Below are 22,000 nucleotides of genomic sequence, written 5' to 3'. Positions count from 1 at the left end.
ATATTACTCGGCTGCCAGAATGCCGGATTGGCCCGTCAGCAGCGCTTTGGTGGCCGCCGCCACATCGTCCTTGCGCATTAGGCTTTCGCCCACGAGGAAGGTGCTGATGCCGCTTTTTTCGAGACGCTGGCAATCTTCGAAGGTGAAGATGCCGCTCTCGCCCACCAGCAGCTTTTCGGCCGGCACGAGGCCCGCCAGCTTCTCGCTGGTTTCGAGGCTGACCTCGAAGGTGCGCAGGTTGCGATTGTTGATGCCAAGCAGCGGCGAGGCGAGCTTCAGGGCCCGTTCGGTTTCCTCCGCGTCATGCACCTCGACCAGCACATCCATGCCGAGCATGAAAGCCTCGTCTTCAAGGCGTTTGGCTTCATCGTCGGAGAGCGACGCCATGATGAGCAGAATGCAGTCTGCGCCCCAGGCGCGGGCCTCATGCACCTGATAGGTATCGAACATGAAATCCTTGCGCAAAGCCGGCAAAGTGCAGGCATTGCGGGCGTCGGTCAGGAATTCCGGGGCGCCCTGAAAGCTTGGCCTATCCGTCAGCACCGAAAGACAGGCGGCACCGCCCGCCTCATAGTCAGCAGCCAGCGCCGGCGGATCGAAATCCGGGCGGATCAGGCCTTTCGACGGGCTGGCCTTCTTGATCTCGGCGATCAGGCCGAACTTGCCTTCGGCCTGCTTTGCCCGGAGCGCCTTGTAGAAACCACGCGGCGCGCTCTGGTCAGCGGCCATGGCTTTCAGATCGGCCAATGAGACCGTGGCCTTGGCAGCGGCGATTTCTTCGCGCTTGTAGATTTCGATCTTTTTCAGAATGTCGCTCATGGTCTCGCTCTCATTCCTGCTTGTGGTCGGCCTGCGTGGCATCTGCTTCGTTGGAAACGAGGACCAGACGGTCAAGCGCCGCCGCCGCCGCACCGCTGTCCAGCGCCTCGCTGACGATCGCCATCGCCTGACCCAATGTTTCGGCCTTGCCGGCGATGACAAGGGCAGCCGCCGCGTTGCAGAGCGACACGTCACGATAGGCATTGCGTTTGCCCGACAGGACGTCGCGCAATGCCGCCGCATTGGCAATGCCATCGCCGCCTTTCAGATCAGCCATTGCCGCGACGTCGACACCGAAATCCTTCGGGGTCAGATCGAAGGTGCGGATCTTGCCATCTTCCAGTGCCGCCACATGGGTGACGCCCGTGGTGGTGACTTCATCCATGCCATCGCCATGTACCACCCAGATGCTTTCCGAACCGAGATCGCGCAGCACTTCGGCAAGCGGCACCAGCCAGCGCGGAGAAAAGACGCCGAGCAACTGGCGCTTTGCACCCGCCGGGTTGGAGAGCGGGCCGAGCAGGTTGAAGATCGTCCTTGTGCCGAGTTCGACACGGCTCGGGCCGACATGGCGCATGGCGGAATGGTGCATCTGCGCGAACATGAAGCCAAGCCCCGCCTCTGCGATGCAGCGGGCGATGAGATCAGGACCGATATCGAGCTTCACGCCGAGCGCGGACAACGCATCCGCCGTGCCCGATTTGGAGCTCAGCGCCCGGTTGCCATGCTTGGCGACCGGCAGGCCCGTGCCGGCAACGATGATCGAAGCCAGCGTCGAGATATTATAGGTGCCGATGCCATCACCGCCGGTTCCGACGATATCGATGGCATTGGCGGGAGCCGAGACCGGCAGCATGCGGGCGCGCATGGAGGAAACGGCGCCGACGATTTCGTCGACCGTTTCGCCGCGCACGCGCAGCGCCATCAGGAAACCACCGATCTGCGACGGGGTGGCTTCGCCCGACATCAGAATGTCAAAGGCCGTCCGCGCATCCTCGCGGTTCAGGCTTTCTCCGTTCGCGACCTTGGCGATCAGCGGCTTCAGTTCGGCCATGGTTTCCGCCCCCCGGTCAGAAGCCGACCATCGCCTGATCGGCGAGGGCCTGATTGATGGTCACACCATAGTCGTTCTGCAGACGGTTGACCATCTGGTCCAGCATATCGTCGCCGGCTGCACGGGCAATGGCGGTAAATTGCTGGTCGTCATTGGCAAGCGCGTCGGCCGGGGCGTTGGTGTCAACCGAGGTGACCTTGAAGAGGATGCGGCTGGAACCCTCGGCATCTGCCGCCGTGCCAACCACGCCTTCAGCGCCGGAGAAAACGGCGGCAATCGTCTGGCGGCCGAAAATCGCATCCTCACTGGTGCGGCGCAGGCCGGATTTCTGTTCGACGGCAAGGCTGAGCTCGCCGGCAACAGCCTCAAGCGTCTCGCCCTTTTCAACGCGGGCCTTCAGCTCGTCGGCCTTGGCGGCAAGTGCTGTGCGCTGCTGCTCGGACGTCCAGTCGGCCACGACGTCGTCGCGCACTTCGGCAAGCGTGCGGTCGCGGGCGGGGATGATCTGCTCGGCATCGAACCAGATGTAGCCTTCGCGGCCGAGATTGATCGGCAGGGCTTCGGTGCCGGGTTCTGTCTTGAAGACTTCCTGTGCCAGTTGCGGCGAAGGCAGGCCCTCGACCGCGTCGCCCTTTTCATCGAGGCCGGCGGCATCGATGGCGGCAATGGTGACGGGCTTGAGGTTCAGCTGCTTTGCGGCATCGGCAAGCGACGAACCACCGGCGCGCAGATCCTCGTAACGGTCGTGCACATTGGTGACTTCTTCCGCCGCTGCGGCAGTGGCGAGGTCCTTGCGGATATCTTCCTTGGCTTCTTCCAGCGTGCGGGTGGTCTCCGGCTTGATGCCGGTGACGCGCAGGATGACCGGGCCGAAGGAGCCTTCGACGACGGCAGACACGCCGCCATCCTTCTGGATGCCGAAGGCTGCGTCGGCAATCGACTGGTCGGGGATCGTGTCCTTGGTGAATTCGCCGAGCGTCACGTCGGAAGCGGTCTTGCCCTGATCCTTCACCACCTGATCATAGGTGGTGTTGCCGAGACGGATCTGTTCGGCGGCAGCGGCAGCCATTTCCTTGTCCGTAAAGGTCAGCTGTTCAACCGTGCGGCGGCCGGCGGTGCGGAAGCTGTCCTTGTGGCTGTTATAATAGTCGGCGATCTGCGCGTCGGTCACCGAAGCCTGATCGGCAATGTCCGACGGTTCCAGCTTCACATAGGTGAACTTGCGGAATTCCGGTGCGCGATATTTCGTCTTGTTGGTTTCAAACCACGGCGTGAGCACATCGTCGCCCGGTGCCTTGACCGGCGGGATGACGGCGTTGGAAAGAATGACGTAGTCGACTGCGCGCTGTTCGTTGCGATACTGCTTCAGCGCATCCACCAGCACCTGCGGTGCGGCAAAACCATCTGACACGGCTTCGACAATCTGGCTTCTGACGGCAACCTTGCTGCGTTCCTTGATATAGTCGTCCTCGCGGAAGCCGGAATTGCGCAGGCGTTCGCTGAACAGATTGCGGTCGAACTGGCCGTTGACCGACTTGAAGGCCGGGTCTTCGGCAATGAGCTTGGCAAGGCGATCTTCCGAAAGGCCGAGATTCATCTTGGATGCAAGCTCGTCGAGCGATGCCCCTGCCGCAAGCTGGCTGAAGACCTGCCGGTCGATGCCGAAGGCCTTGGCCTGTTCGGTCGTCAGCCTTGTGCCGAACTGGCGGCTGAGATCGGAAATCTGGCGCTGATAGGCGAGGCGGAACTCCTGCGGGCTGACCGTCTGGTCACCCACCGTCATGACGGCGTGGGAATTGGCGGTGACAAGCGATGCGGAGACGCCCCAGACGCCAAACGAAACAACAAGCAGGAGAAGCAGCAGCTTGGCTGCCATGGTTCGAGAAGCATTTCTCAGGGAATCGAGCATCGTTATGCAAACCTCACAGGAACGTCATCGCGGTCGCCAGCCTTCCGGCCCGCAACGTATCGGCGTTCCTTAAATCAATCCAAACGGAAATTGAAGGGAATTTCCCTTGGAAAAACGGGGTTCTGAAAACGCTTATGTGATTGGAGCGGAGTTTTTCCGCCTTCATCTTCGCCGGATTGCCGTCATGAGGCGCAAAATAAAACCGCCCGGAGCGCCCAGGCGGTTGCGAAGAATCGTTTTTGAACCGGTGGTTAAGGCCGTTCGCCGCGTTTAGAAAGCGCGGTCGCGCCGGATCGTCGCCTTGAATTCCTCGTCTTCACGCCGCATCTCGGCGATGACGGAGATCATCGATGTCACGAACATTACGCTGATCAGGGCCAGAAGCATCGTCAGAAATGTGAACATGATATCGTCTCCGGGAGTTTCGAGGAAATTGTCCCCGTTATCAGTAATAATTCATATACTGGTAGCGGGCGGTCAGCTGCGGGTAGTCCGGTCCCTGGGCTTCAGGCTTCTGCTCATAAAGGCTAAACGTCGTTGCTACCATTGCGATAACCAGTACTGTCCAGGCGGTGCTGATGACGCTGATTTTCGCCGAAGTAGACTGTTTTTCTCTTACAAACATCTGTCCGTTCCTTTGGTTCTTTCTTAACGCGCCATGCCTCAACATGTTCCGCGTCAATCGTAAAAATCGATTAGCATCGCGCCTGTGAAACTTCCTTGAATGGCTCGTTCATCTGGCGTTCAGGAAACTGGCTAAGGGCGTCATTCGAGAAAAAGATACTCGGCAGCGAATGATGCGATGACCGAAAGGACGATCATGAAGGCCAGCATTTTCAATTCTCCGGATGCTTAACGAGTGAGGGGCGTTTCGGTTTCCCGATGTTGTGCATTTAAACAAAATAGCTCTGAAACCGCACTGAACGGCCCATTCATCGCGGGTTCACGGCACGGCCGCGGTTGTGCCGTGCGGTTATAATGTCTTGCGCCGCGTGCCTCTCCATGACAAAAGGCGGGCACATGATACCCAGCATCGAAGCGCGCCCACCATCTGAGAGCGATATGACGATTGCCTTTTATCCAGGATCATTCGATCCGATGACCAACGGACATCTGGATGTGCTTATCCAGGCGCTGAACGTGGCGTCGAAAGTCATCGTTGCCGTCGGCATTCATCCCGGAAAAGCGCCGCTGTTCAGCTTTGAGGAGCGGGCGGCGCTGATAAAGCAGGCGCTCGCCGAACATCTGCCGGGCGAAGCGGCGCGCATGGAAGTCGTCTCCTTCGACAATCTGGTGGTGGATGCCGCCCGTCAGCACGGAGCGCGCCTTTTGCTGCGCGGCCTGCGCGATGGCACCGATCTCGATTATGAAATGCAGATGGCCGGCATGAACCGCCAGATGGCGCCTGATATCCAGACCGTGTTCCTGCCCGCCGGCACCTCGTCGCGACCCATTACAGCCACATTGGTCCGGCAGATCGCCGCCATGGGCGGCAATGTCGACGCCTTCGTGCCGAAAGCCGTGCTTGAAGCCCTCAACGCCAAGCTGAAGCGCTGACTTCAGCCCCACATTCTGGAGCCAATCCGATGAAACTCGTTCGATTTGCCTTTGCCGGCGCCATGTTTGTAGGCGCACTTGCCGCCAGCACCATTGCTTCCGCCGCCGAACTTCTCACCGTACAGCTGAAGGACGGTCCCGTTGTCATCGAGCTGATGCCGGAAGTCGCGCCCAAGCACGTGGCGCAGATCGAGGCGCTGGCCAAGAAGGGCGCTTATGACAACGTCGCCTTCCACCGCGTCATCGACGGTTTCATGGCGCAGACCGGCGACGTGCAGTACGGCAATATGGAAAAGGGTTTCAGCGCCCAGCGCGCTGGCACCGGCGGCTCCGACCTGCCGGATATTCCGGCTGAGTTCTCCAAGACGCCGTTCACACGGGGCGTGGTCGGCATGGCCCGTTCGCAGGATCCGAATTCCGCCAATTCGCAGTTCTTCATCATGTTCGCCGACGGTCCGTTCCTGAACGGTCAGTATACCGTGGTCGGCAAGGTCGTGTCCGGCATGGAAGCTGTAGACAAGATCAAGCGTGGCGCCGGCGGCAACGGCGAAGTTTCCAACCCCGACCGGATGATCAAGGTCACCGTCGGCAAAAAGTAAGGTGGGGCAATAGAGCCCGAACAGAGGAGAATAATCATGGCCGAGATCAAGGATCCGGAAAACACCATCATCATGGAAACGACGACCGGCAAGGTCGTGATCCAGCTGCTTCCGGAAGTTGCGCCTGGCCACGTTGCCCGCATCAAGGAACTGGTATCGGAAGGTGCTTATGACGGCGTCGTGTTCCACCGCGTCATCGAAGACTTCATGGCCCAGACGGGCGACGTGAAGTTCGGCAAGAAGGGTTCGGAAAGCTTCAACCCGGCACGCGCCGGCATGGGCGGCTCTGAAAAGGAAGACCTCAAGGCTGAGTTTTCCGCCATTCCGCACGTTCGCGGCACCTGCTCCATGGCCCGTTCGCAGAGCCCGAACTCCGCCAACTCGCAGTTCTTCATCTGCTTCACCGATTCGCCCTGGCTGAACAAGCAGTACACCGTGTGGGGCCAGGTCATCGAAGGCATGGAAGCCATCGACAAGGTCAAGCGCGGCGAGCCGGTGAAGGATCCCGATTCGATCGTTTCCATCAAGCTCGCTTCTGCGGCTTGAGGATAGAAGATTTCTCCCGCCTTGCTAAATTGCAGGGCGGGCGAATGTTTTGCTGATGGGGTGTTCCTCGCACTCGACGTCATCCTCGGGCTTGACCCGAGGATCCATTACCCGGCGATGTCGTGGATCCTCGGGTCAAGCCCGAGGATGACGTCGAGGGGAGGAAGCCTCTTCACCAACAACGACCCGCCGGCAGTTTGCTGCGAGGCGGGTTTTGATATTTTCGAGAGCCCTTGCAATGCGTGTAGACCTGTTCGATTTCGATCTGCCCGAGGAGAATATCGCCCTTCGCCCGGCGAACCCGCGCGACAGCGCGCGCCTGCTGGTGGTCGATCCGAATGAAAACCGCATGGAGGACCATCGCGTTTTCGATCTGCCGTCTTTCCTGCGGCCCGGCGATGCACTTGTCTTCAACGACACCCGCGTTATCCCCGCCCAGCTGGAAGGTGTCAGGCTGCGCGAAGGTGCGCCTGAGACGGCGGTTTCGGCCACGCTGCACATGCGTGCCGACCAGTCGCGCTGGAAGGCTTTTGCCCGTCCCGGCAAGCGTATCAAGGAAGGCGACCGTATCCGTTTCGGTTACGAGCGCGACAATGCCTGCGGCCTTGCCCATCTGGAGGCCACCGTCGAAGCAAAGGGCGAGGATGGCGAGATAACGCTGCTGTTCGACGTTTCCGGCCCGGTGCTGGATGAGGCGATCGCTTCCGTCGGCCATATTCCTTTGCCGCCTTACATCGCCGCCAAACGGCCGGAAGATGCGCAGGACCAGTCCGACTACCAGACCATTTATGCCCGCGAAAAGGGCGCTGTCGCTGCCCCCACCGCCGGGCTGCATTTCACGCCTGACCTGTTTGCGGCGCTCGACAAGGCGGGAATCGAGCGGCATTTCGTGACGCTTCACGTTGGGGCAGGCACTTTCCTTCCGGTAAAGTCCGACGATACGGACGATCACAAGATGCATTTCGAGATCGGCCAGGTATCGCAGGAAACCGCCGACCGGCTGAATGCGGTGAAAGCGCGGGGCGGGCGCATCGTCTGCGTCGGCACCACCTCGCTGCGGCTGATCGAAAGCGCGGCTGACGAGAATGGCGTGATCCACCCATGGTCCGACGCCACTGGCATCTTCATCACGCCCGGTTATCGTTTCCGGGCAGTCGATATTCTGATGACCAATTTCCACCTGCCGAAATCGACGCTGTTCATGCTGGTTTCGGCTTTCTGCGGTCTCGAAACGATGCGTGACGCTTACAAGCGCGCGATCGAAACCGGATACCGCTTCTATTCCTATGGCGATTCCAGCCTGTTGTTCCGGAAAAACTGATGCACGACAAATTCACCTTCACCCTGAAAGCCACGAGCGGCGGCGCGCGCCTCGGGGAAGTCGCCATGCCGCGCGGCATCATCCGCACGCCCGCCTTCATGCCTGTTGGCACCGTCGGCACCGTCAAGGCCATGTATCTCGATCAGGTGCGTGAGCTGGGGGCCGATATCATTCTCGGCAATACCTATCATCTGATGCTGCGGCCGGGTCCGGAGCGTGTTGCCCGTCTCGGTGGTCTGCATGAGCTGATCCGCTGGCCGCATCCGATCCTCACCGACAGCGGCGGTTTTCAGGTCATGTCGCTGTCCGGCCTGCGCAAGCTGGACGAGAAGGGCGTGACCTTCAAGAGCCATGTGGACGGTTCGCTGCACCATATGTCGCCGGAACGCTCGATCGAAATTCAGGGCATGCTCGATTCGGACATCCAGATGCAGCTCGACGAATGCATTGCGCTGCCGGCCGAGCGCAAGGAAATCGAGCGCGCCATGGAAATGTCGCTGCGCTGGGCGGAGCGCTGCCGCGTCGCCTTCGGCGAACAGCCCGGCAAGGCCATGTTCGGCATCGTGCAGGGCGGCGACCAGCCGGATTTGCGCATCCGCTCCGCCGAAGGGCTGAAGCAGCTTGATCTCAAGGGCTATGCGGTCGGCGGCCTTGCCGTCGGCGAACCGCAGGATGTGATGCTGGGCATGCTCGACATCACCCTGCCGGTGCTGCCCACCGAAAAGCCGCGTTACCTGATGGGCGTCGGCACGCCTGACGATATCCTGAAATCGGTGGCGCGCGGCATCGACATGTTCGACTGCGTGATGCCGACTCGTTCTGGCCGTCACGGGCTTGCCTTCACTCGTCGCGGCAGGGTCAACATCCGCAATGCCCGCCATGCCGAGGATATGCGGCCGCTCGACGAGCAGTCCAACTGCCCGGCCTCGCGCGATTATTCCCGCGCCTATCTGCATCATCTCACCCGCTCCAACGAGGCGCTGGGCGGCATGTTGCTCTCCTGGCATAATCTTGCCTATTATCAGGAGCTGATGCAGGGTATCCGTAAATCGATCGAGGAAGGCCGTTTCGCCGATTTTTATGCGGAAACCATAGAAATGTGGGCGCGGGGCGATATAGACCCGATCTGACGCTTCCCGACCTTTCTCCTGTTTCGGACGCTTTCCTTGGCACACGCGCCTTACGTTCTTTTCCGGGATGACACGACCGGCACGGTGACAGCCTTCGCCGAGCCGGAAGAGATCATCGTCGCGGATGAGCCTGAGGCCTTTTTTGCCGCGCTCAAGCGCATGGAAGCGCTGCGACGGGCCGGGAAATACCTTGCCGGCTATATGTCCTACGAGGCGGGTTTCCTGTTCGAGCCGAAGCTTGCGCCTCTTGCCGACGAACCCCGCAATGTGCCGTTTCTGCGCTTCGGCGTCTTTTCCGGCCCGCAGCCGGATGCGGGGCGGTTTGCGCGTCCCGACGCGCTGCCGGATGCGGATGCGTTTCTTTCCGATCCCGTGCCGGCATGGACGCTCCAGGAATACCAGCAGCGCTTTGTGCGCCTGCACGACCATCTGCGTCGTGGCGATTGTTATCAGGGCAATCTGACCATGCCCGTCACTGCCCGCTGGAGCGGCGATCCGCTCACCGCCTTCTGGTCGCTGATCGCGCGCCAGCCGGTGAAATACGGCGCGCTGGTCGATCTTGGTGGCCCGGTCATCCTGTCTCGCTCGCCGGAACTGTTTTTCTCGGTCGATGGTGAGGGGTTCATCGAAACCCATCCGATGAAGGGCACGACGCCGCGCGGGGCTGATGCGGAGGAGGACCGGGCAATTATCGCGGCGATGCTGGCGGATGAAAAGACGCTGGCCGAAAACCGCATGATCGTCGATCTGCTGCGCAACGATATTTCACGCATCACCGAGGTCGGTAGCCTCGATGTGCCGAGGCTGTTCGATATCGAGACCTATCCGACCGTGCACCAGATGGTCAGCCATGTCAGGGCAAAGCTTCTGCCTGACGTGACGGTGGAAGACATCTTCGCCGCGCTGTTTCCCTGCGGCTCCGTCACCGGCGCACCAAAAATGTGGGCAATGAAAATCCTGCGGGAGCTGGAAGCCGGCCCGCGCGACGCCTATTGCGGAGCGATCGGCTTCATATCTCCTGATGGAGATATGCGGTTCTCCGTGGCGATCCGCACCCTCAGCCTGTTCGATAACGGCCGCGCCGTCTTTAATGTCGGCGGCGGCATCGTCTTCGATTCCGTTGCCGAGGCGGAATATGACGAGTGTCTGTTGAAATCGAAATTCGCGGTGGGGGACAGGTTGTTGCGGGGGTGATCGAGATGCGCACTTGACAGTTATGCATATTTTGATCGGCAGCGAACATCATTTCCATGCTAAAAGGTGTAAAATACGTATTTTACACAAAATGGAGACTGGCGACCATGGCGCAAACGATAAGAGTTCCAGCGACTGAGTTCGCTCGTAAATTCACGACGTTCCGGGAACAGGTGCAAACTGCGGGCGTGATAGAGGTTACGGCGCATAATCGCACGATTGGTGCGTTCCTCTCAGCATCTGAACTCGATCATTATCGGGACCTGCAAAGACGCGAGCGTGAAGTCATCAACGTAAGCGAGATGGATGACGAGACCATGGCGTCGATTATGGGCGCCGAATACGGCAAAGCTTCCGAGTGAGTTATCCGACTCCCGTTCCGGGCCTTATAATTCGCTATAACTACCTGTGGCATCGGGAAAAAAGCGAAGGCCTTTCGGTGGGGCGCAAGGACAGGCCTTGCGCCATCATCGTGTATCACTCCAAGACCAATGACACGATTGTCGTACCGATCACACATTCTCCTCCCGACTTTGGTGAGGAAGACACATCCATCGAAATTCCCGCTGAACTCTGTAGCCAACTGGGCCTAGATGACGATGCCAACTGGGTCCGAGTGAGCGAGGTCAATCGTTTCGAATGGCCGGGTATTCACTTGAGGGCGCTTCCCGCAGACCCGAACCGGTATGACTACGGTATGATTCCTCAGGAATTCTTCGAGCAGATCAAAAGCAAACTTCATCAGACAATGAAGAATGGACGTGTTGCTCAGGCCAAGCGTTAAGTGCGCCAGTGGTCATGGAAGTCAGCCGGAACTGGCTCACCGCCCGATCACCTCAAACGCTCCATCCTCCACCAGCACTTCCTTCGCTGCCGCATGGCTCAGAAAACCCGAAGGGCTGGCGCTGGCGCCATAGGCGCCTGATTGCAGGATGGCGAGGAGATCACCGGCCTTCAGCCTGGGCAGTGCGGCATTGCGGGCCAGTGTGTCGAGGGGCGTGCAGAGCGGGCCGACGATCGTTGCGGTCTCGTCGTATTCTGCCTGCATTTTGGCGGGTGCGACGATGGGGTAGTTGCGCTTGACGATCTGGCCGAGATTGCCCGAAGCGGCGAGGTGATGGTGCATGCCGCCATCCGTCACCACGAAGGTGGTGCCGCGCGAGGTTTTTACCGAATTCACTTCCGCCACATAGATGCCGCCGGGGCCGGCGAGGAAGCGGCCGGGTTCGACGATGATATGGGCGTCGGTTATCAGAGGATGCGCTTTCACAAGCGCCTTGAGGTCGGGAATGGCGGCGCTGACTTTTTCAAGATCGAGCGGCGTTTCGCCTGCGAAATAGGGGATGCCCAGGCCGCCGCCGAGATCGATGGTTTCGAGCGGTCTGCCCAGTATTTGCGCCATGCGTGCGGCAAGGGAAATGGCGTGTCGCCATTGGGAGACAAGCATGTCGGCGTCGAGGATCTGTGTGCCGCCGTAGATGTGCACGCCGACGAGATTGATATGTCTGGCGTCCCTGAAGAGCGGCAGGACGTTTTCCAGCTCTTCCTCGTCGAAACCGAAAGCCGTGGCCTTGCCGCCCATGCGCATGGCGCCGGCTTGAGCATCCGGCACGGGGTTGATGCGGATCGAGGCTTTGACCGGTTTGCCGATCTCTTCGATACGGGCGATTTCCTCGGCGCTTTCAATATGGATTTCGCCGATGCCGCCTTCGATTACCTCGCGCAATTCGGCCATGCCCTTGCCGGGGCCGGCGAAGATGATGTTCTCAGGTGCGACACCCGCCTTGATCGCAGCGCGATATTCGCCGACGGAGGCGATTTCAGCGCCGGCGCCTTGCTGCCGGAAAAGTGCGATGATGGCGGGCAGGGGATTGGCCTTCACCGAATAATAGATATCGGCAAAGCCCGAGAGAGCCGTTTCAAGGTTCTGATAGGCGCGGCGCATGGCGCTTGCATCATAGAGGAAGCACGGCGTTCCGGTTTGGGCGACGATATCGTGAACCGCAAGTCCGCCGATGACAAGATCGTTGTCAGTGACCGCAAATTGCGCAGTCGCAAGGGCCGGGCCGTGGCTCTGGGTTTTATCCGTGGGCGACATTGTCCGTCCGTTCGCGCACCAGCGCGCGGTAATCCACCTTGCCATTGGCGGTGACCGGAAGCCGGTCGACCAGTTCGATGGCGCGTGGGATCATGAAGGGAGCGAGCATTTCGGCGGCTTTCCTGAGTGCTGCCGAAACGTCGATATTTTCATTGGCGGCGGTTGCCACGGCATGCACCCTTTCACCGGCAAAGGGGTCCGGCAGACCGATGACGGCAACCTGCTGGAACAGCCCGGTGGACATCAGGCTTTCTTCCACCTCTGTCGGGCTGATGCGATAGCCTGACGATTTGATCATCGCATCGTTGCGGGCAACGAAGCTGAAGAAGCCATTCTCGTCTTCCACGGCCAGATCACCGGAATAACAGACGGTTTCGCCGCCCAGGGCCGCTGGAATGAAGGGATGAGGGCGCAGCACTTTTGCCGTGTCTTCCGGCCGGTTCCAGTAGCCGAGCGATACCGTCGGGCCGCGATGGACGAGAATGCCCGGCTCGCCCGGTTTTGCCCGCTGGCCCTTATCGGTGACGATGAAGATTTCACATTCCGGAATGGCCTTGCCGATGGAGGTCGGCCGGCTGTCGATTTCTTCCGGTGGCAGGAAGGTGGAGCGGAAGGCCTCGGTCAGACCATACATCAGGTAGATTTTTGTATCCGGCAGCTTTTCGCGCAGCGCCTTTACGGTTTCCTGCGGCACGCGCCCGCCGGAATTGGTGATATAGCGCAGATGCGGCAGGGGCGTCTTTGCGAGCGACGGGGCCGCCCTCGTCAGGATTGCCCAGACGGTCGGCACGCCGGCGAGACCTGTCACGGCGTGGTCGCGCAGATCGCGGACGATATCGTCGCCCAGCCGGAAGGTGGAGATGATCGTGGTGGCGCCCTGTTCCACGGCCGTCAGCAGCTGGTTAAGGCCATAATCGAAGCTGAAGGGCAGGAGGGAAAGAATACGGTCGCTCGCCGTAATCTCCAGATAGGTCCGCACAATGCGCGCGCCGGCCAGAAGATTGCGGTGCGACAGCATCACGCCCTTGGGTGAGCCGGTGGAGCCGGATGTATAGAGGATCGCCGCAAGGTCCTCGCCGATTGCCGCCGAGGTTTTGGCAGGCGCGTTCGTGCGGGTCTCGATATTTTCCGTCAGCAATACGCTCACATCGGCCAAGCCTTCCAGCGCTGCGCCGAGTTCTTCCTGCATCGCCCTGCTGCTGATGACGATTTTCGCGCCGCAATCCGTGATGATATGGCGGATCTGCTGTGATTTCAGCAGCGCATTGACCGGCACAAAAACGCAGGATGCCATGCTGACGCCGAAGATGGACCAGCATTCCTCTATGCCGCGTGGCAGGAAAATGACGACTCTGTCGCCGCGTTCTGCGCCGGCCTGCTGCAGGGCAGCCGCGCAAAGGCTCGCCGCTTGCGCGAATTCCCGATAGCTCAGCGCGATATCTTTATGGATAAGGGCCTGATCGTCGCTTGCCGCCCGTGCGGCGAGCAGGTGGTGCAGCAGGAAATGCGGTGTCATCTCCTCCGTTCCCTGAGGACGAAGGCGATGAGATCAGCGGGTGTACCGAGATTGTCAGGCGTGAAATGTTCATCATCGAGAATGATGCCAAAACTCTCGCCGAGGAAGATCATCAATTCCAGAAAACCGAGCGAATCGATCGCGCCGCCTTCAAGAAGCAGTGTATCGTCGGTAAAAGGTGCGTGGGCGGGAAAACGGCTCGAGAGATAGGAATGGATCGTATCAGCAACGTTGGTTTCGCTTTTCTTTGCCGCAAGCATGCTTGTTCTCCGATTTCCCGTGTGTTTCCCATAAAACCCGCCCGAAATGACGCTTTATCTATAAAGGTCGATATTCTGTCAGGTCAGTTATGGTTCACTAAAATACCTAGGGTGGCAATAACACCAACTCTGAGTATGTTTCGTTAATAAAATGTGGGTTCCATGCGCCTTTTACTTGTATCGGCGCGAATTTATGTGCCGCGAACCCGCCGGCATTGCGCTCACCATCAAGCGCCGCCATCGTCAGGGCAAGCCTGCCCCGGAAAAGAAGATGGCGGGCGATTGCAGAAATATGCCTTTGCGCGATCTCTCGGTCCTCGCAATAAATCAAGCGGGCGGAGGGCAGCTTTTTGGTTGTGGTTTTCAAGAACACCAGCGGATAGTGATGGCCGTCCGCCTGCATTATGGCCACGATACAGCCGAGCCGCAGGTGATCTTCCAGCATCTCACGCATTGCGGCCGGCAGGGTATCGGGCGACGCGGCTGCAAGCGGGCTCAGTCGCGCGCCGGAAGGACGCAGAGCCTTGAGCGGCAGGGGATAAAAAAGCGTGTGATCCGTCACCGTCTGAAAACCCAGCCTCTCGTTCAGCTTGCAGGCTTCGGGAGACGGGGTGAGGTCGGTAAACAGTTCTTCCTCAGACGAGGAGGCCATTTGCAGCATACGCGGTGCAAACCACCGGCACGAAGGCTCGACATACCAGCTGGACAGGTTGACGACGATGCTGCCGGTTTCGGGCAGACGGCTTTTGATCGTCAACAGAACGCCCGCCGCGTCCTCACCCTTCATCAACAATTGCCCGATCGAACCGAGTTTCCGGCGCGCATGGTGGTCGCTGATAAGCGCCAGTCCGCGGGACCAGAAAGCCGCGCTTTTTTCGGGGAAACCTTTCGCCAAAAGGGCAACGGCGGCGGCGCGGTTTCCGTTGTCGATCGGTACGATTTTCAGAGGTCGCTCTCCGCTGTCTGGCGTTAACTGGCCGGGGAAAGAGATTTTTCAACCTCGCCGCGTAGTATTGCCTTACGACGATAGATTTACTGTCCCGTTAATCGTCTGGGCTGCAGGGCGGCGGCGGCGATCACGTTTGCATGCAAGGCAGGCGCGCCGAACGCGCCCGCCTCCTGTGATTTGCCGATCAATAGACCACGACGCCGCGGATGCTTTCGCCTTTGTGCATCAGGTCGAAACCCTTGTTGATGTCTTCGAGCGGCATCACGTGGGTGATCATCGGATCGATCTGGATCTTGCCTTCCATGTACCAGTCGACGATCTTCGGCACGTCGGTGCGGCCGCGTGCGCCGCCAAAGGCGGTGCCCATCCAGTTGCGGCCGGTGACGAGCTGGAACGGGCGCGTCGAGATTTCCTGGCCGGCACCGGCAACGCCGATGATGACAGACTTGCCCCAGCCGCGATGCGAGGATTCCAGCGCCTGACGCATGACCTTGGTATTGCCGGTGCAATCGAACGTATAATCCGCGCCGCCGATCAGGTCGCCGTTGCGCTTCGTCATGTTGACGAGATAGGGCACGATGTCGTCGCCGACTTCCTTGGGGTTGACGAAGTGGGTCATGCCGAACTTCTCGCCCCACGCCTTGCGATCATTGTTGATGTCCACACCGATGATCATATCCGCACCGGCAAGGCGCAGGCCCTGCAGCACGTTGAGGCCGATGCCACCGAGACCGAAGACGATGGCGGTCGCGCCGATCTCGACCTTGGCGGTGTTGATGACAGCACCGATGCCGGTGGTGACGCCGCAGCCGATGTAGCAGACCTTGTCGAAGGGCGCGTCGGGATTGATCTTGGCGAGCGCGATTTCCGGCAGGACGGTGTAGTTCGAGAAGGTCGAGCAGCCCATGTAGTGATGGATCTTGTCCTTGCCGATCGAGAAACGCGAGGTACCGTCAGGCATGACGCCCTGACCCTGGGTGGCGCGGATCGAGGTGCAGAGATTGGTCTTGCGCGAGGTGCAGGAATAACACTCGCGGCATTCCGGCGTGTAGAGCGGAATGACGTGATCGCCCTTCTTGACCGAGGTGACGCCGGGGCCGACATCAACGACGATACCGGCACCCTCATGGCCGAGGATTGCCGGAAACAGACCTTCCGGGTCAGCACCGGAGAGTGTGAAATCGTCGGTGTGGCAGATGCCGGTCGCCTTGACCTCAACAAGCACTTCGCCGGCGCGGGGACCTTCCAGCTGGACGGTCATGACCTCAAGCGGTTTTCCTGCCTGAATGGCAACAGCGGCGCGTACGTCCATTTTCGATCTCCTGGCGTTGTCTCATGATTGGATAGGGCTGTTTTGCCCGAGCTTGTCGGCAGGGACAAGGGGCAAAAGCGACCTTCACGTCTCAGTTACGACCAAAAAAGTGAAGCACGTCTCGTGCTGGACGAGAAGAGCGAGCCTCGGCAAAATTGTATCCGCAATGGAATATCGACCCAGCGTATTCAATTGAATATTTCGACTATAATAAATTATGAATATCTGATTTAAATATATGATTTTACATACTATTTTTGATACTTGGGTGATCTTTAATTTACGAATCTGGTGTTTAATTCGCCATGTAGAATGACGAATGAAATTGGGCGGCCATCAATCGGTGGTTCCGGAAAATACCTTTATCTCGCGAGTGCAATTGGCCTTCGCCACTTGTGTCGCGCCGCCATGATCGCGGTGAGCATCAGCGGTTTTGCTGAATTTATATCCTGTGGCCGGGGGGATTTCGCCCGGCTGCAGTCTTTGTGTGTCTGGCTGGGGGGAGCCGGAACGATCCGTGGCGGTTGGATGAAAAGCGATCATTGCAGATGTTTCATATTGAAAAAATCTTGAGCGCGTCGGCGCGTCATTTCCGCCTGCTTCTGAGGGATCGGCGGGCAAATTTTGCGATCATGACGGCATTGCTGATGCCGGTTTTTCTTTTCACATTCGGACTGCTGTTCGAAGGCGGCCGGGCGCTGGCCTATTACAGCCAGTCGAAACGGGTGATCGCGCAGGCCTGTGAGCGCTCGACGAAACCGACCCGGACGAATGTGCCTATCGATGAGGTGCGCCGCAAAAACGTGCTGGATACGTTCGACGCGCTCATCACTTCCACCAAACAGGATGTGGTGAGCCGCGACGTGACGATCGACTGGTTGACCACCGATATTGAAGCGAAATTTACCTATAAGACGGTGTTGGGCGGCCTGTTCAATGTCGAAAAGATGGACTACGCGCTGACTTACCGTTGCGGCGGCATTCCTCCCTATCCCTATGACGGCGAGGTGATCGTCAACAACACATTCGACCGGCTGAACGGTAAAGACCGGATTCTCAAAAACGGTAAAAGCCCCGACGCCCCGAATGGTTGCTGGGGCGTCGTCAGCTATGAGGAAATTGGATGGGACGGCGGCACAGGCCCCGGCATCGAGCTTCAGGACTGGAGCAATGCGGCGTGCCGCAAAAAATTCGGCTGGCAGGGTTATGAGGAGCCGAAGAAGGATGCCGGACCTGCTTGCGCGAGTGTTTCGCAGCCGGAGGTCGCTCCGACTGACGCACAAGATCCGAAAAACAACAAACCGAAAGAAACCGATGAGGACGCGTTGCAATCCGGGGCGACCAATCCATGCCCGCCCAAATCGGACGAACTGCAAAAACCTTCCCTGCTGAGTGCCGAAAATGGCGGGATACCGCCGACCAAATATGTGGTGGAACTGGATAGCCATTGGGATAAGCAGAAGAGAAGTGACGCCAACAGTTCCATCTTCAAGATTGTCGAACTGCATCCCGGAAAATATGAGGTTTCGGTCTGGTATAATGGCCGTAACGACGCCTATGGCGGCACCAACGACATCGACATCTTCCTGCAGCTCCAGCGTCCGCAACTAGGCCCCGAAAAGAAGATCATCGAAATGGCGCAGAAGGACAAAGTCTTCTGGGAGCGCCGCAGTTATTCGATCACGGTTGATATCTATTCCGTCTACAAGCTGACGATTGCCGCAGGCGGGAAAAGCGACAGTCTTGGCGGCATCATCACGGCTTTTGAGGTGTAGTATGTCGACTCGCCGAAATAAAGGCCTCTTTCGCCGTTGCCGTGCTCGGTTCCGCTCTTATGCACTCGACATCCGGGCGGCCACCGCCGTCGAGTTTGGCCTGCTCATGCCGCTCTATTTCCTGCTGGTCTTCGGTATTTTCGAAGTCGGTCTGGCGCTGCTGCTCACTCTCAATCTGGCAACGGCGGCCAATGCCGGCGCGGAAATGCTGCGCAAGGCGGCGGCAAGCCATACGGCGGTTACCGAAATCGAATTCAGGCGTGTCATCGCCTCGAATTTCCTGCTCGGCACGACGGAAATCGACATGAAGATAACGCTCGTCCCGATCCCGGATGCGGATTTCACCGCCGTGCCGCTGACATTTCCCATCGAGAACAAGTTTCAGGCGCCGGATAAAAAAGCCGGGCAATATCTTCTGGCGCTTGGTTACAATTGGCTATTCATTCTGCCCACGACGCGCCTGCTGATCCCCGGTGGTAGCGACACGCAGCCGCAATTACAGAATGTCTCTCTGGCGATCACCGCCGTTCGGGTGACGGAATGATGGTGTTTCGGCTGAAATCCGTCCTCGCCGCCATGGTGCGGTCGCGCTCCGGCGTCGCCGCGGTGGAATTCTCCCTGCTATTGCCAATGCTGATCATCTTTCTGGCGGTGATGATCGAGACTGGTCGTGGCTGGCTCAGCTACGACCGTTTCGTCACGGTCGTCGACAATACAGCCCGCTGGTCCGCCCGTTTCCCGGAATTCGAGGAGCGGGTGAGGACGGGGGTAAAAACCTTTGTCATTCAGGCCGGGCAACCTCTTGACTCGAAGAAGCTCGATCTGACCTTGCGGAGCGCAAAATTGGTGGGCGGCGTCGCAACCGTCGAATTCGCGCCCTACGACTTCTTCGGGTCCGCAGAAGCCGTGACCTGGGACAAGATGCTGAAGGCGGGAAATTTCAAGGAAGAGGAAGCCGTCATCGTGATTTCGGGGCGTTATAAATATAGCCCGCTATTCTCGTTCCTGCACCCGACGACCATCGAGTTCGAATATGTCGCCACGGTCAATCCGTATTTCTCGCGGCACTATAAATATCAGAAGGGCAAGTCGGACTGGTCCTTCTGGAATGTTCGCTGAGGATAACGGTTAGCGAATGTGCCCTGAACGGGCTTTCCCGTTCACTGCTCCCCTGCGCCGGAAACCTTGATGGGTTCGCCCATCCCCAGCCACTGCGCGCAATCCTTCAGCGCTCGCGCTGCAACCAGCTGGCGTTTCATGATCGTCTTGTCCTTGCCGCGAAAACGTTTCACGCCTTCCGGCTTGACGATGGAACCCGGCTCCAGTTCAGGGAACAGGCCGAAATTGATGTTCATCGGCTGGAAGGAACGCTTGCCCGGCTCATCATCTGAGGAGAGGTGGCCGCCGGTGATGTGGTTGAGAAGCGAACCGAGGGCCGTGGTGGCCGGCGGCAGGCTCAGGGCCTCGCCCTTCCGTTCGGCGGCGGCGAAGCGGCCCGCGAGAAGGCCGACCGAGGCGCTTTCCACATATCCCTCGCAGCCGGTCATCTGGCCGGCGAAACGCAGGTCCGGACGGGATTTCAGCTTTAGCGACGGATCGAGCAGGGTCGGGGAATCGATATAGGTGTTGCGGTGCAGGCCGCCGAGACGCGCGAATTCCGCATTTTCGAGGCCCGGAATCATGCGGAACACATCCGCCTGCACGCCATATTTCAACTTGGTCTGGAAACCCACCATGTTGTAGAGCGTGCCGAGCGCATTGTCCTGGCGCAGCTGGACCACGGCATAGGCCTTCACGGTGGGGTTATGGGCATTGGTCAGCCCCATGGGCTTCATCGGGCCATGGCGCAGCGTCTGGCGGCCGCGTTCGGCCATGATCTCGATCGGCAGGCAGCCGTCGAAATAGGGTGTGCCTTCCCATTCCTTGAACCCGACCGTGTCGCCGGCAATCAGCGCGTCGATGAAGGCGTTATATTGCTCTTCGTCCATCGGGCAGTTGATGTAGTCCTTGCCCGTGCCGCCGGGGCCGACCTTGTCGTAACGCGACTGGTACCAGCAGATATCCATGTTGATGCTGTCGCGGTGTACGATGGGGGCGATGGCGTCGAAAAAGGCCAGCGCATCCTCACCCGTTTCTGTCTGCACTGCCGCCGCCAGATCCGGCGAGGTGAGCGGCCCGGTGGCAATGATTGTGCTGCCCCATTCCTTCGGTGGCAGGCCGGAAACCTCTTCGCGGACAATCGTCACCAGTGGATGACTTTCCAGCATTTCGGTAACGGCAAGCGAAAACCCGTCGCGGTCGACGGCAAGCGCGCCGCCGGCCGGCACCTGATGTTTGTCGGCACAGGCCATGATCAGCGAGCCGGCAAGCCGCATTTCGGCATGGATGACGCCGACCGCATTGGCCGTCGCATCATCGGAGCGGAAGGAGTTGGAACAGACCAGTTCCGCCAGCGTATCACCCTTATGCGCATCCGTGCCGCGCACGCCGCGCATTTCGTGCAGGATGACGGGCACGCCGCTCTCAGCAATCTGCCACGCGGCTTCCGAACCGGCCAGTCCGCCGCCCACGACATGAATGGGAGAATGGGTCTTGTCTTGCATGCTGGCGTCCATGGGCCGCCGCGGGGCAAAGGCTCCCGTCCGCCGGCTGTCTCTCGAGTGATTGTTCCGCACGGGTCCTGAAGGACACGGCATTGTTTGCGGCATGCACTAGCATGCATGGCCGGGGCAGCCAAATGTTTTTGAGGGATGGAGGGTATGAGGGGGGAGCTGCTAACTTCGCGACAAGGCTGGGAAGCTGGCAAGCATTTTTGGGAGCGAGTGCGTACCCCTTGTTTCTTCTTCCCGCCGGGGAGAAGTCCGCGACAGCGGGATGAGGGGGCGAGGGTGCGGCCTATCGCTGGCGTTGCCCCTCATCCGACCCTTCGGGCCACCTTCTCCCCGACGGGGAGAAGAAATATGCCGCGATGCCGGGCGCCTATCCAAAGGCTAATTTCTCGAGCCAGACCCGAGAATCAAAAACGGCGCCAAAGGCGCCGTTTTCTTAAAACCTGTCGCTCGATCGTCGCGCCCTGGAGGTCGGGCAGCGGGACGATCGTTTACGCCTTAGCGGAACGAACGGGCTGCTACGTTACGGATGTCGTAACGGGTCAGACCGATGTCGCTCAGAGCCTGGTTGGAGAGGCTGCCGAGTTCGTTGATCGTGCGGCGGTAGGAGATCCAGTTCTTTGCAATGCGGATAGGGTTCATGGTCGTTTCCTCAATCTATCTCTGTTGATTTCGTCTGCCGGCTCAGTGTTTCTCTGTGCTCTCGGCTGTTGAGGTTTATATATAGACATTAAGCCACGTTGTGCAGTGCAGAATTTAGGCTACTGCCATGCATTTGTGCACTATGTCGGCTAAATTTGCGGCTTTGAATATCATGTGGGCAAAATATGAGCGGAAATGCCTGTGTTTCAGGCGGTTTTGACCGATATGGCGGCCTTTTGCGGCGCTGAAGGGGCTTTTCAGGTGAAAAAGGAGCGGTGCGGCGGCTCTTGCATTATTCGCGCCGCGCAAATGGCAGGCATCTTCGATGCATTTTTCATCTGCCGACCGCGCGAGTGGCTACGGCAGAACCACTTTCGACCTGGAGAACCGCCCAAAACGAAAAAAGGCCGGAGGCGGGAGCCTCAGGCCTTTTTGGGTAGGTTGTCTCGCATCCGCCGCATCAAGCGGCGGGGGCGTATAATTAGAAGCCGACGGCGGTCTTGGCGACGCGGCGGATGTCCTGACGGCCAATGCCGAGGTCACTCAGTTCGCGGTCGGTCATGCGGCCGAGTTCGGTTACGGTCTGACGATACTTGCGCCAGTTGGTGAGCGAGCGTGCAATGTTCATTTTCATCTTCCTCTTCGTGCTGTTCAGTCTCTGCGGCCAGTCTTGGGAGGCTTTGGTCCGGGGCTGAACTCGATCTCTGTAT

Annotated in this window: 24 protein-coding genes; 11 read left to right on the top strand and 13 right to left on the bottom strand. The window is 59.2% G+C overall.

Going from position 1 to position 22,000, the window contains the following annotated elements:
- Window positions 1-3: 3 nt before the first annotated feature.
- The 5 genes from trpC to CFBP6623_RS07185 form a co-directional block, all read right to left on the bottom strand.
- Window positions 4-819, bottom strand: a complete 816-nt coding sequence (gene trpC / locus CFBP6623_RS07205; RefSeq protein ID WP_046798348.1) for an indole-3-glycerol phosphate synthase TrpC — start codon at window positions 817-819, stop codon at window positions 4-6.
- Window positions 820-829: 10 nt separating this feature from the next.
- Complete coding sequence (trpD, locus tag CFBP6623_RS07200) at window positions 830-1,873, bottom strand: anthranilate phosphoribosyltransferase (protein ID WP_046798349.1); 1,044 nt, start codon at window positions 1,871-1,873, stop codon at window positions 830-832.
- A 16-nt stretch (window positions 1,874-1,889) separates the two neighbouring features.
- Window positions 1,890-3,782, bottom strand: coding sequence for a peptidyl-prolyl cis-trans isomerase (locus tag CFBP6623_RS07195; protein ID WP_046798350.1), 1,893 nt, complete (start codon window positions 3,780-3,782; stop codon window positions 1,890-1,892).
- 270 nt (window positions 3,783-4,052) lie between these two features.
- Window positions 4,053-4,187, bottom strand: coding sequence for a hypothetical protein (locus CFBP6623_RS27195; protein WP_256367998.1), 135 nt, complete (start codon window positions 4,185-4,187; stop codon window positions 4,053-4,055).
- Between the two features lie 40 nt (window positions 4,188-4,227).
- Window positions 4,228-4,407 carry a hypothetical protein gene (locus CFBP6623_RS07185; protein ID WP_046798466.1) on the bottom strand — a complete coding sequence of 60 codons (180 nt, stop codon included), beginning with the start codon at window positions 4,405-4,407 and terminating at the stop codon, window positions 4,228-4,230.
- A gap of 437 nt (window positions 4,408-4,844) precedes the next feature.
- Between CFBP6623_RS07185 and coaD the strand changes: the two genes are divergently transcribed.
- The 8 genes from coaD (at window position 4,845) to CFBP6623_RS07140 (ending at window position 10,913) form a co-directional block, all read left to right on the top strand.
- A complete protein-coding gene (gene coaD / locus CFBP6623_RS07175; RefSeq protein WP_046798351.1) occupies window positions 4,845-5,339 on the top strand; it encodes a pantetheine-phosphate adenylyltransferase in 495 nt (164 codons plus the stop codon).
- Window positions 5,340-5,368: 29 nt separating this feature from the next.
- On the top strand, window positions 5,369-5,938 hold the full coding sequence (locus tag CFBP6623_RS07170; RefSeq protein ID WP_046798352.1) for a peptidylprolyl isomerase: 570 nt from the start codon (window positions 5,369-5,371) through the stop codon (window positions 5,936-5,938).
- 36 nt (window positions 5,939-5,974) lie between these two features.
- The gene (locus CFBP6623_RS07165) at window positions 5,975-6,484 is read left to right on the top strand and encodes a peptidylprolyl isomerase (protein WP_046798353.1); all 510 of its coding nucleotides are present in this window, start codon (window positions 5,975-5,977) and stop codon (window positions 6,482-6,484) included.
- Window positions 6,485-6,722: 238 nt separating this feature from the next.
- Window positions 6,723-7,805 carry a tRNA preQ1(34) S-adenosylmethionine ribosyltransferase-isomerase QueA gene (queA, locus tag CFBP6623_RS07160; RefSeq protein ID WP_046798354.1) on the top strand — a complete coding sequence of 361 codons (1,083 nt, stop codon included), beginning with the start codon at window positions 6,723-6,725 and terminating at the stop codon, window positions 7,803-7,805.
- On the top strand, window positions 7,805-8,935 hold the full coding sequence (gene tgt, locus CFBP6623_RS07155) for a tRNA guanosine(34) transglycosylase Tgt (RefSeq protein WP_046798355.1): 1,131 nt from the start codon (window positions 7,805-7,807) through the stop codon (window positions 8,933-8,935). Before queA ends, tgt begins: the two co-directional genes overlap by 1 nt.
- 36 nt (window positions 8,936-8,971) lie before the next feature.
- Window positions 8,972-10,129 (top strand): aminodeoxychorismate synthase component I, encoded by a 1,158-nt coding sequence (locus tag CFBP6623_RS07150; RefSeq protein WP_046798356.1) that lies wholly within the window; start codon window positions 8,972-8,974, stop codon window positions 10,127-10,129.
- Between the two features lie 107 nt (window positions 10,130-10,236).
- Complete coding sequence (locus tag CFBP6623_RS07145) at window positions 10,237-10,491, top strand: hypothetical protein (protein WP_046798357.1); 255 nt, start codon at window positions 10,237-10,239, stop codon at window positions 10,489-10,491.
- The gene (locus CFBP6623_RS07140) at window positions 10,488-10,913 is read left to right on the top strand and encodes a type II toxin-antitoxin system PemK/MazF family toxin (protein WP_046798358.1); all 426 of its coding nucleotides are present in this window, start codon (window positions 10,488-10,490) and stop codon (window positions 10,911-10,913) included. Before CFBP6623_RS07145 ends, CFBP6623_RS07140 begins: the two co-directional genes overlap by 4 nt.
- Window positions 10,914-10,949: 36 nt before the next feature.
- Here the strand turns inward: CFBP6623_RS07140 and CFBP6623_RS07135 are convergent, their stop codons facing one another.
- The 5 genes from CFBP6623_RS07135 to CFBP6623_RS07115 form a co-directional block, all read right to left on the bottom strand.
- Window positions 10,950-12,227, bottom strand: a complete 1,278-nt coding sequence (locus CFBP6623_RS07135; RefSeq protein ID WP_046798359.1) for a type III PLP-dependent enzyme — start codon at window positions 12,225-12,227, stop codon at window positions 10,950-10,952.
- A complete protein-coding gene (locus tag CFBP6623_RS07130) occupies window positions 12,211-13,743 on the bottom strand; it encodes an AMP-binding protein (protein ID WP_046798360.1) in 1,533 nt (510 codons plus the stop codon). The genes CFBP6623_RS07135 and CFBP6623_RS07130 overlap by 17 nt, the downstream gene beginning before the upstream one ends.
- Window positions 13,740-14,003 (bottom strand): acyl carrier protein, encoded by a 264-nt coding sequence (locus CFBP6623_RS07125; RefSeq protein ID WP_046798361.1) that lies wholly within the window; start codon window positions 14,001-14,003, stop codon window positions 13,740-13,742. Before CFBP6623_RS07125 ends, CFBP6623_RS07130 begins: the two co-directional genes overlap by 4 nt.
- 106 nt (window positions 14,004-14,109) lie before the next feature.
- A complete protein-coding gene (locus CFBP6623_RS07120) occupies window positions 14,110-14,850 on the bottom strand; it encodes a hypothetical protein (protein ID WP_046798467.1) in 741 nt (246 codons plus the stop codon).
- Window positions 14,851-15,136: 286 nt separating this feature from the next.
- Complete coding sequence (locus tag CFBP6623_RS07115; protein ID WP_046798362.1) at window positions 15,137-16,264, bottom strand: S-(hydroxymethyl)glutathione dehydrogenase/class III alcohol dehydrogenase; 1,128 nt, start codon at window positions 16,262-16,264, stop codon at window positions 15,137-15,139.
- A 647-nt stretch (window positions 16,265-16,911) separates the two neighbouring features.
- Here CFBP6623_RS07115 and CFBP6623_RS07110 point away from each other — a divergent pair.
- The 3 genes from CFBP6623_RS07110 to CFBP6623_RS07100 are packed head-to-tail and all read left to right on the top strand — an operon-like array spanning window position 16,912 to window position 19,158.
- Window positions 16,912-18,039 (top strand): pilus assembly protein, encoded by a 1,128-nt coding sequence (locus tag CFBP6623_RS07110; protein ID WP_232370409.1) that lies wholly within the window; start codon window positions 16,912-16,914, stop codon window positions 18,037-18,039.
- A 1-nt stretch (window position 18,040) separates the two neighbouring features.
- Entirely contained in the window at window positions 18,041-18,583 is a 543-nt protein-coding gene (locus tag CFBP6623_RS07105) for a TadE/TadG family type IV pilus assembly protein (RefSeq protein ID WP_046798364.1), read from the top strand.
- Entirely contained in the window at window positions 18,580-19,158 is a 579-nt protein-coding gene (locus tag CFBP6623_RS07100; protein WP_046798365.1) for a TadE/TadG family type IV pilus assembly protein, read from the top strand. The genes CFBP6623_RS07105 and CFBP6623_RS07100 overlap by 4 nt, the downstream gene beginning before the upstream one ends.
- Window positions 19,159-19,199: 41 nt before the next feature.
- Here CFBP6623_RS07100 and trmFO read toward each other — a convergent pair whose 3' ends face one another.
- The 3 genes from trmFO to CFBP6623_RS07085 all read right to left on the bottom strand — a co-directional run bounded on the left by trmFO (window position 19,200) and on the right by CFBP6623_RS07085 (window position 21,918).
- Window positions 19,200-20,654: a methylenetetrahydrofolate--tRNA-(uracil(54)-C(5))-methyltransferase (FADH(2)-oxidizing) TrmFO gene (gene trmFO / locus CFBP6623_RS07095; RefSeq protein WP_046798366.1), complete on the bottom strand. Its 1,455-nt coding sequence runs from the start codon at window positions 20,652-20,654 to the stop codon at window positions 19,200-19,202.
- Window positions 20,655-21,146: 492 nt separating this feature from the next.
- The gene (locus CFBP6623_RS07090) at window positions 21,147-21,290 is read right to left on the bottom strand and encodes a DUF1127 domain-containing protein (protein ID WP_003495735.1); all 144 of its coding nucleotides are present in this window, start codon (window positions 21,288-21,290) and stop codon (window positions 21,147-21,149) included.
- Window positions 21,291-21,771: 481 nt separating this feature from the next.
- Entirely contained in the window at window positions 21,772-21,918 is a 147-nt protein-coding gene (locus CFBP6623_RS07085) for a DUF1127 domain-containing protein (RefSeq protein ID WP_004433052.1), read from the bottom strand.
- Window positions 21,919-22,000: the final 82 nt, after the last annotated feature.

It is taken from the genome of Agrobacterium tumefaciens, from assembly GCF_005221385.1.
Taxonomy (GTDB): domain Bacteria; phylum Pseudomonadota; class Alphaproteobacteria; order Rhizobiales; family Rhizobiaceae; genus Agrobacterium; species Agrobacterium tomkonis.
The sequence above is the reverse complement of the archived record's forward strand: the minus strand, read 5'-3'. Positions and strand labels throughout refer to the sequence as shown.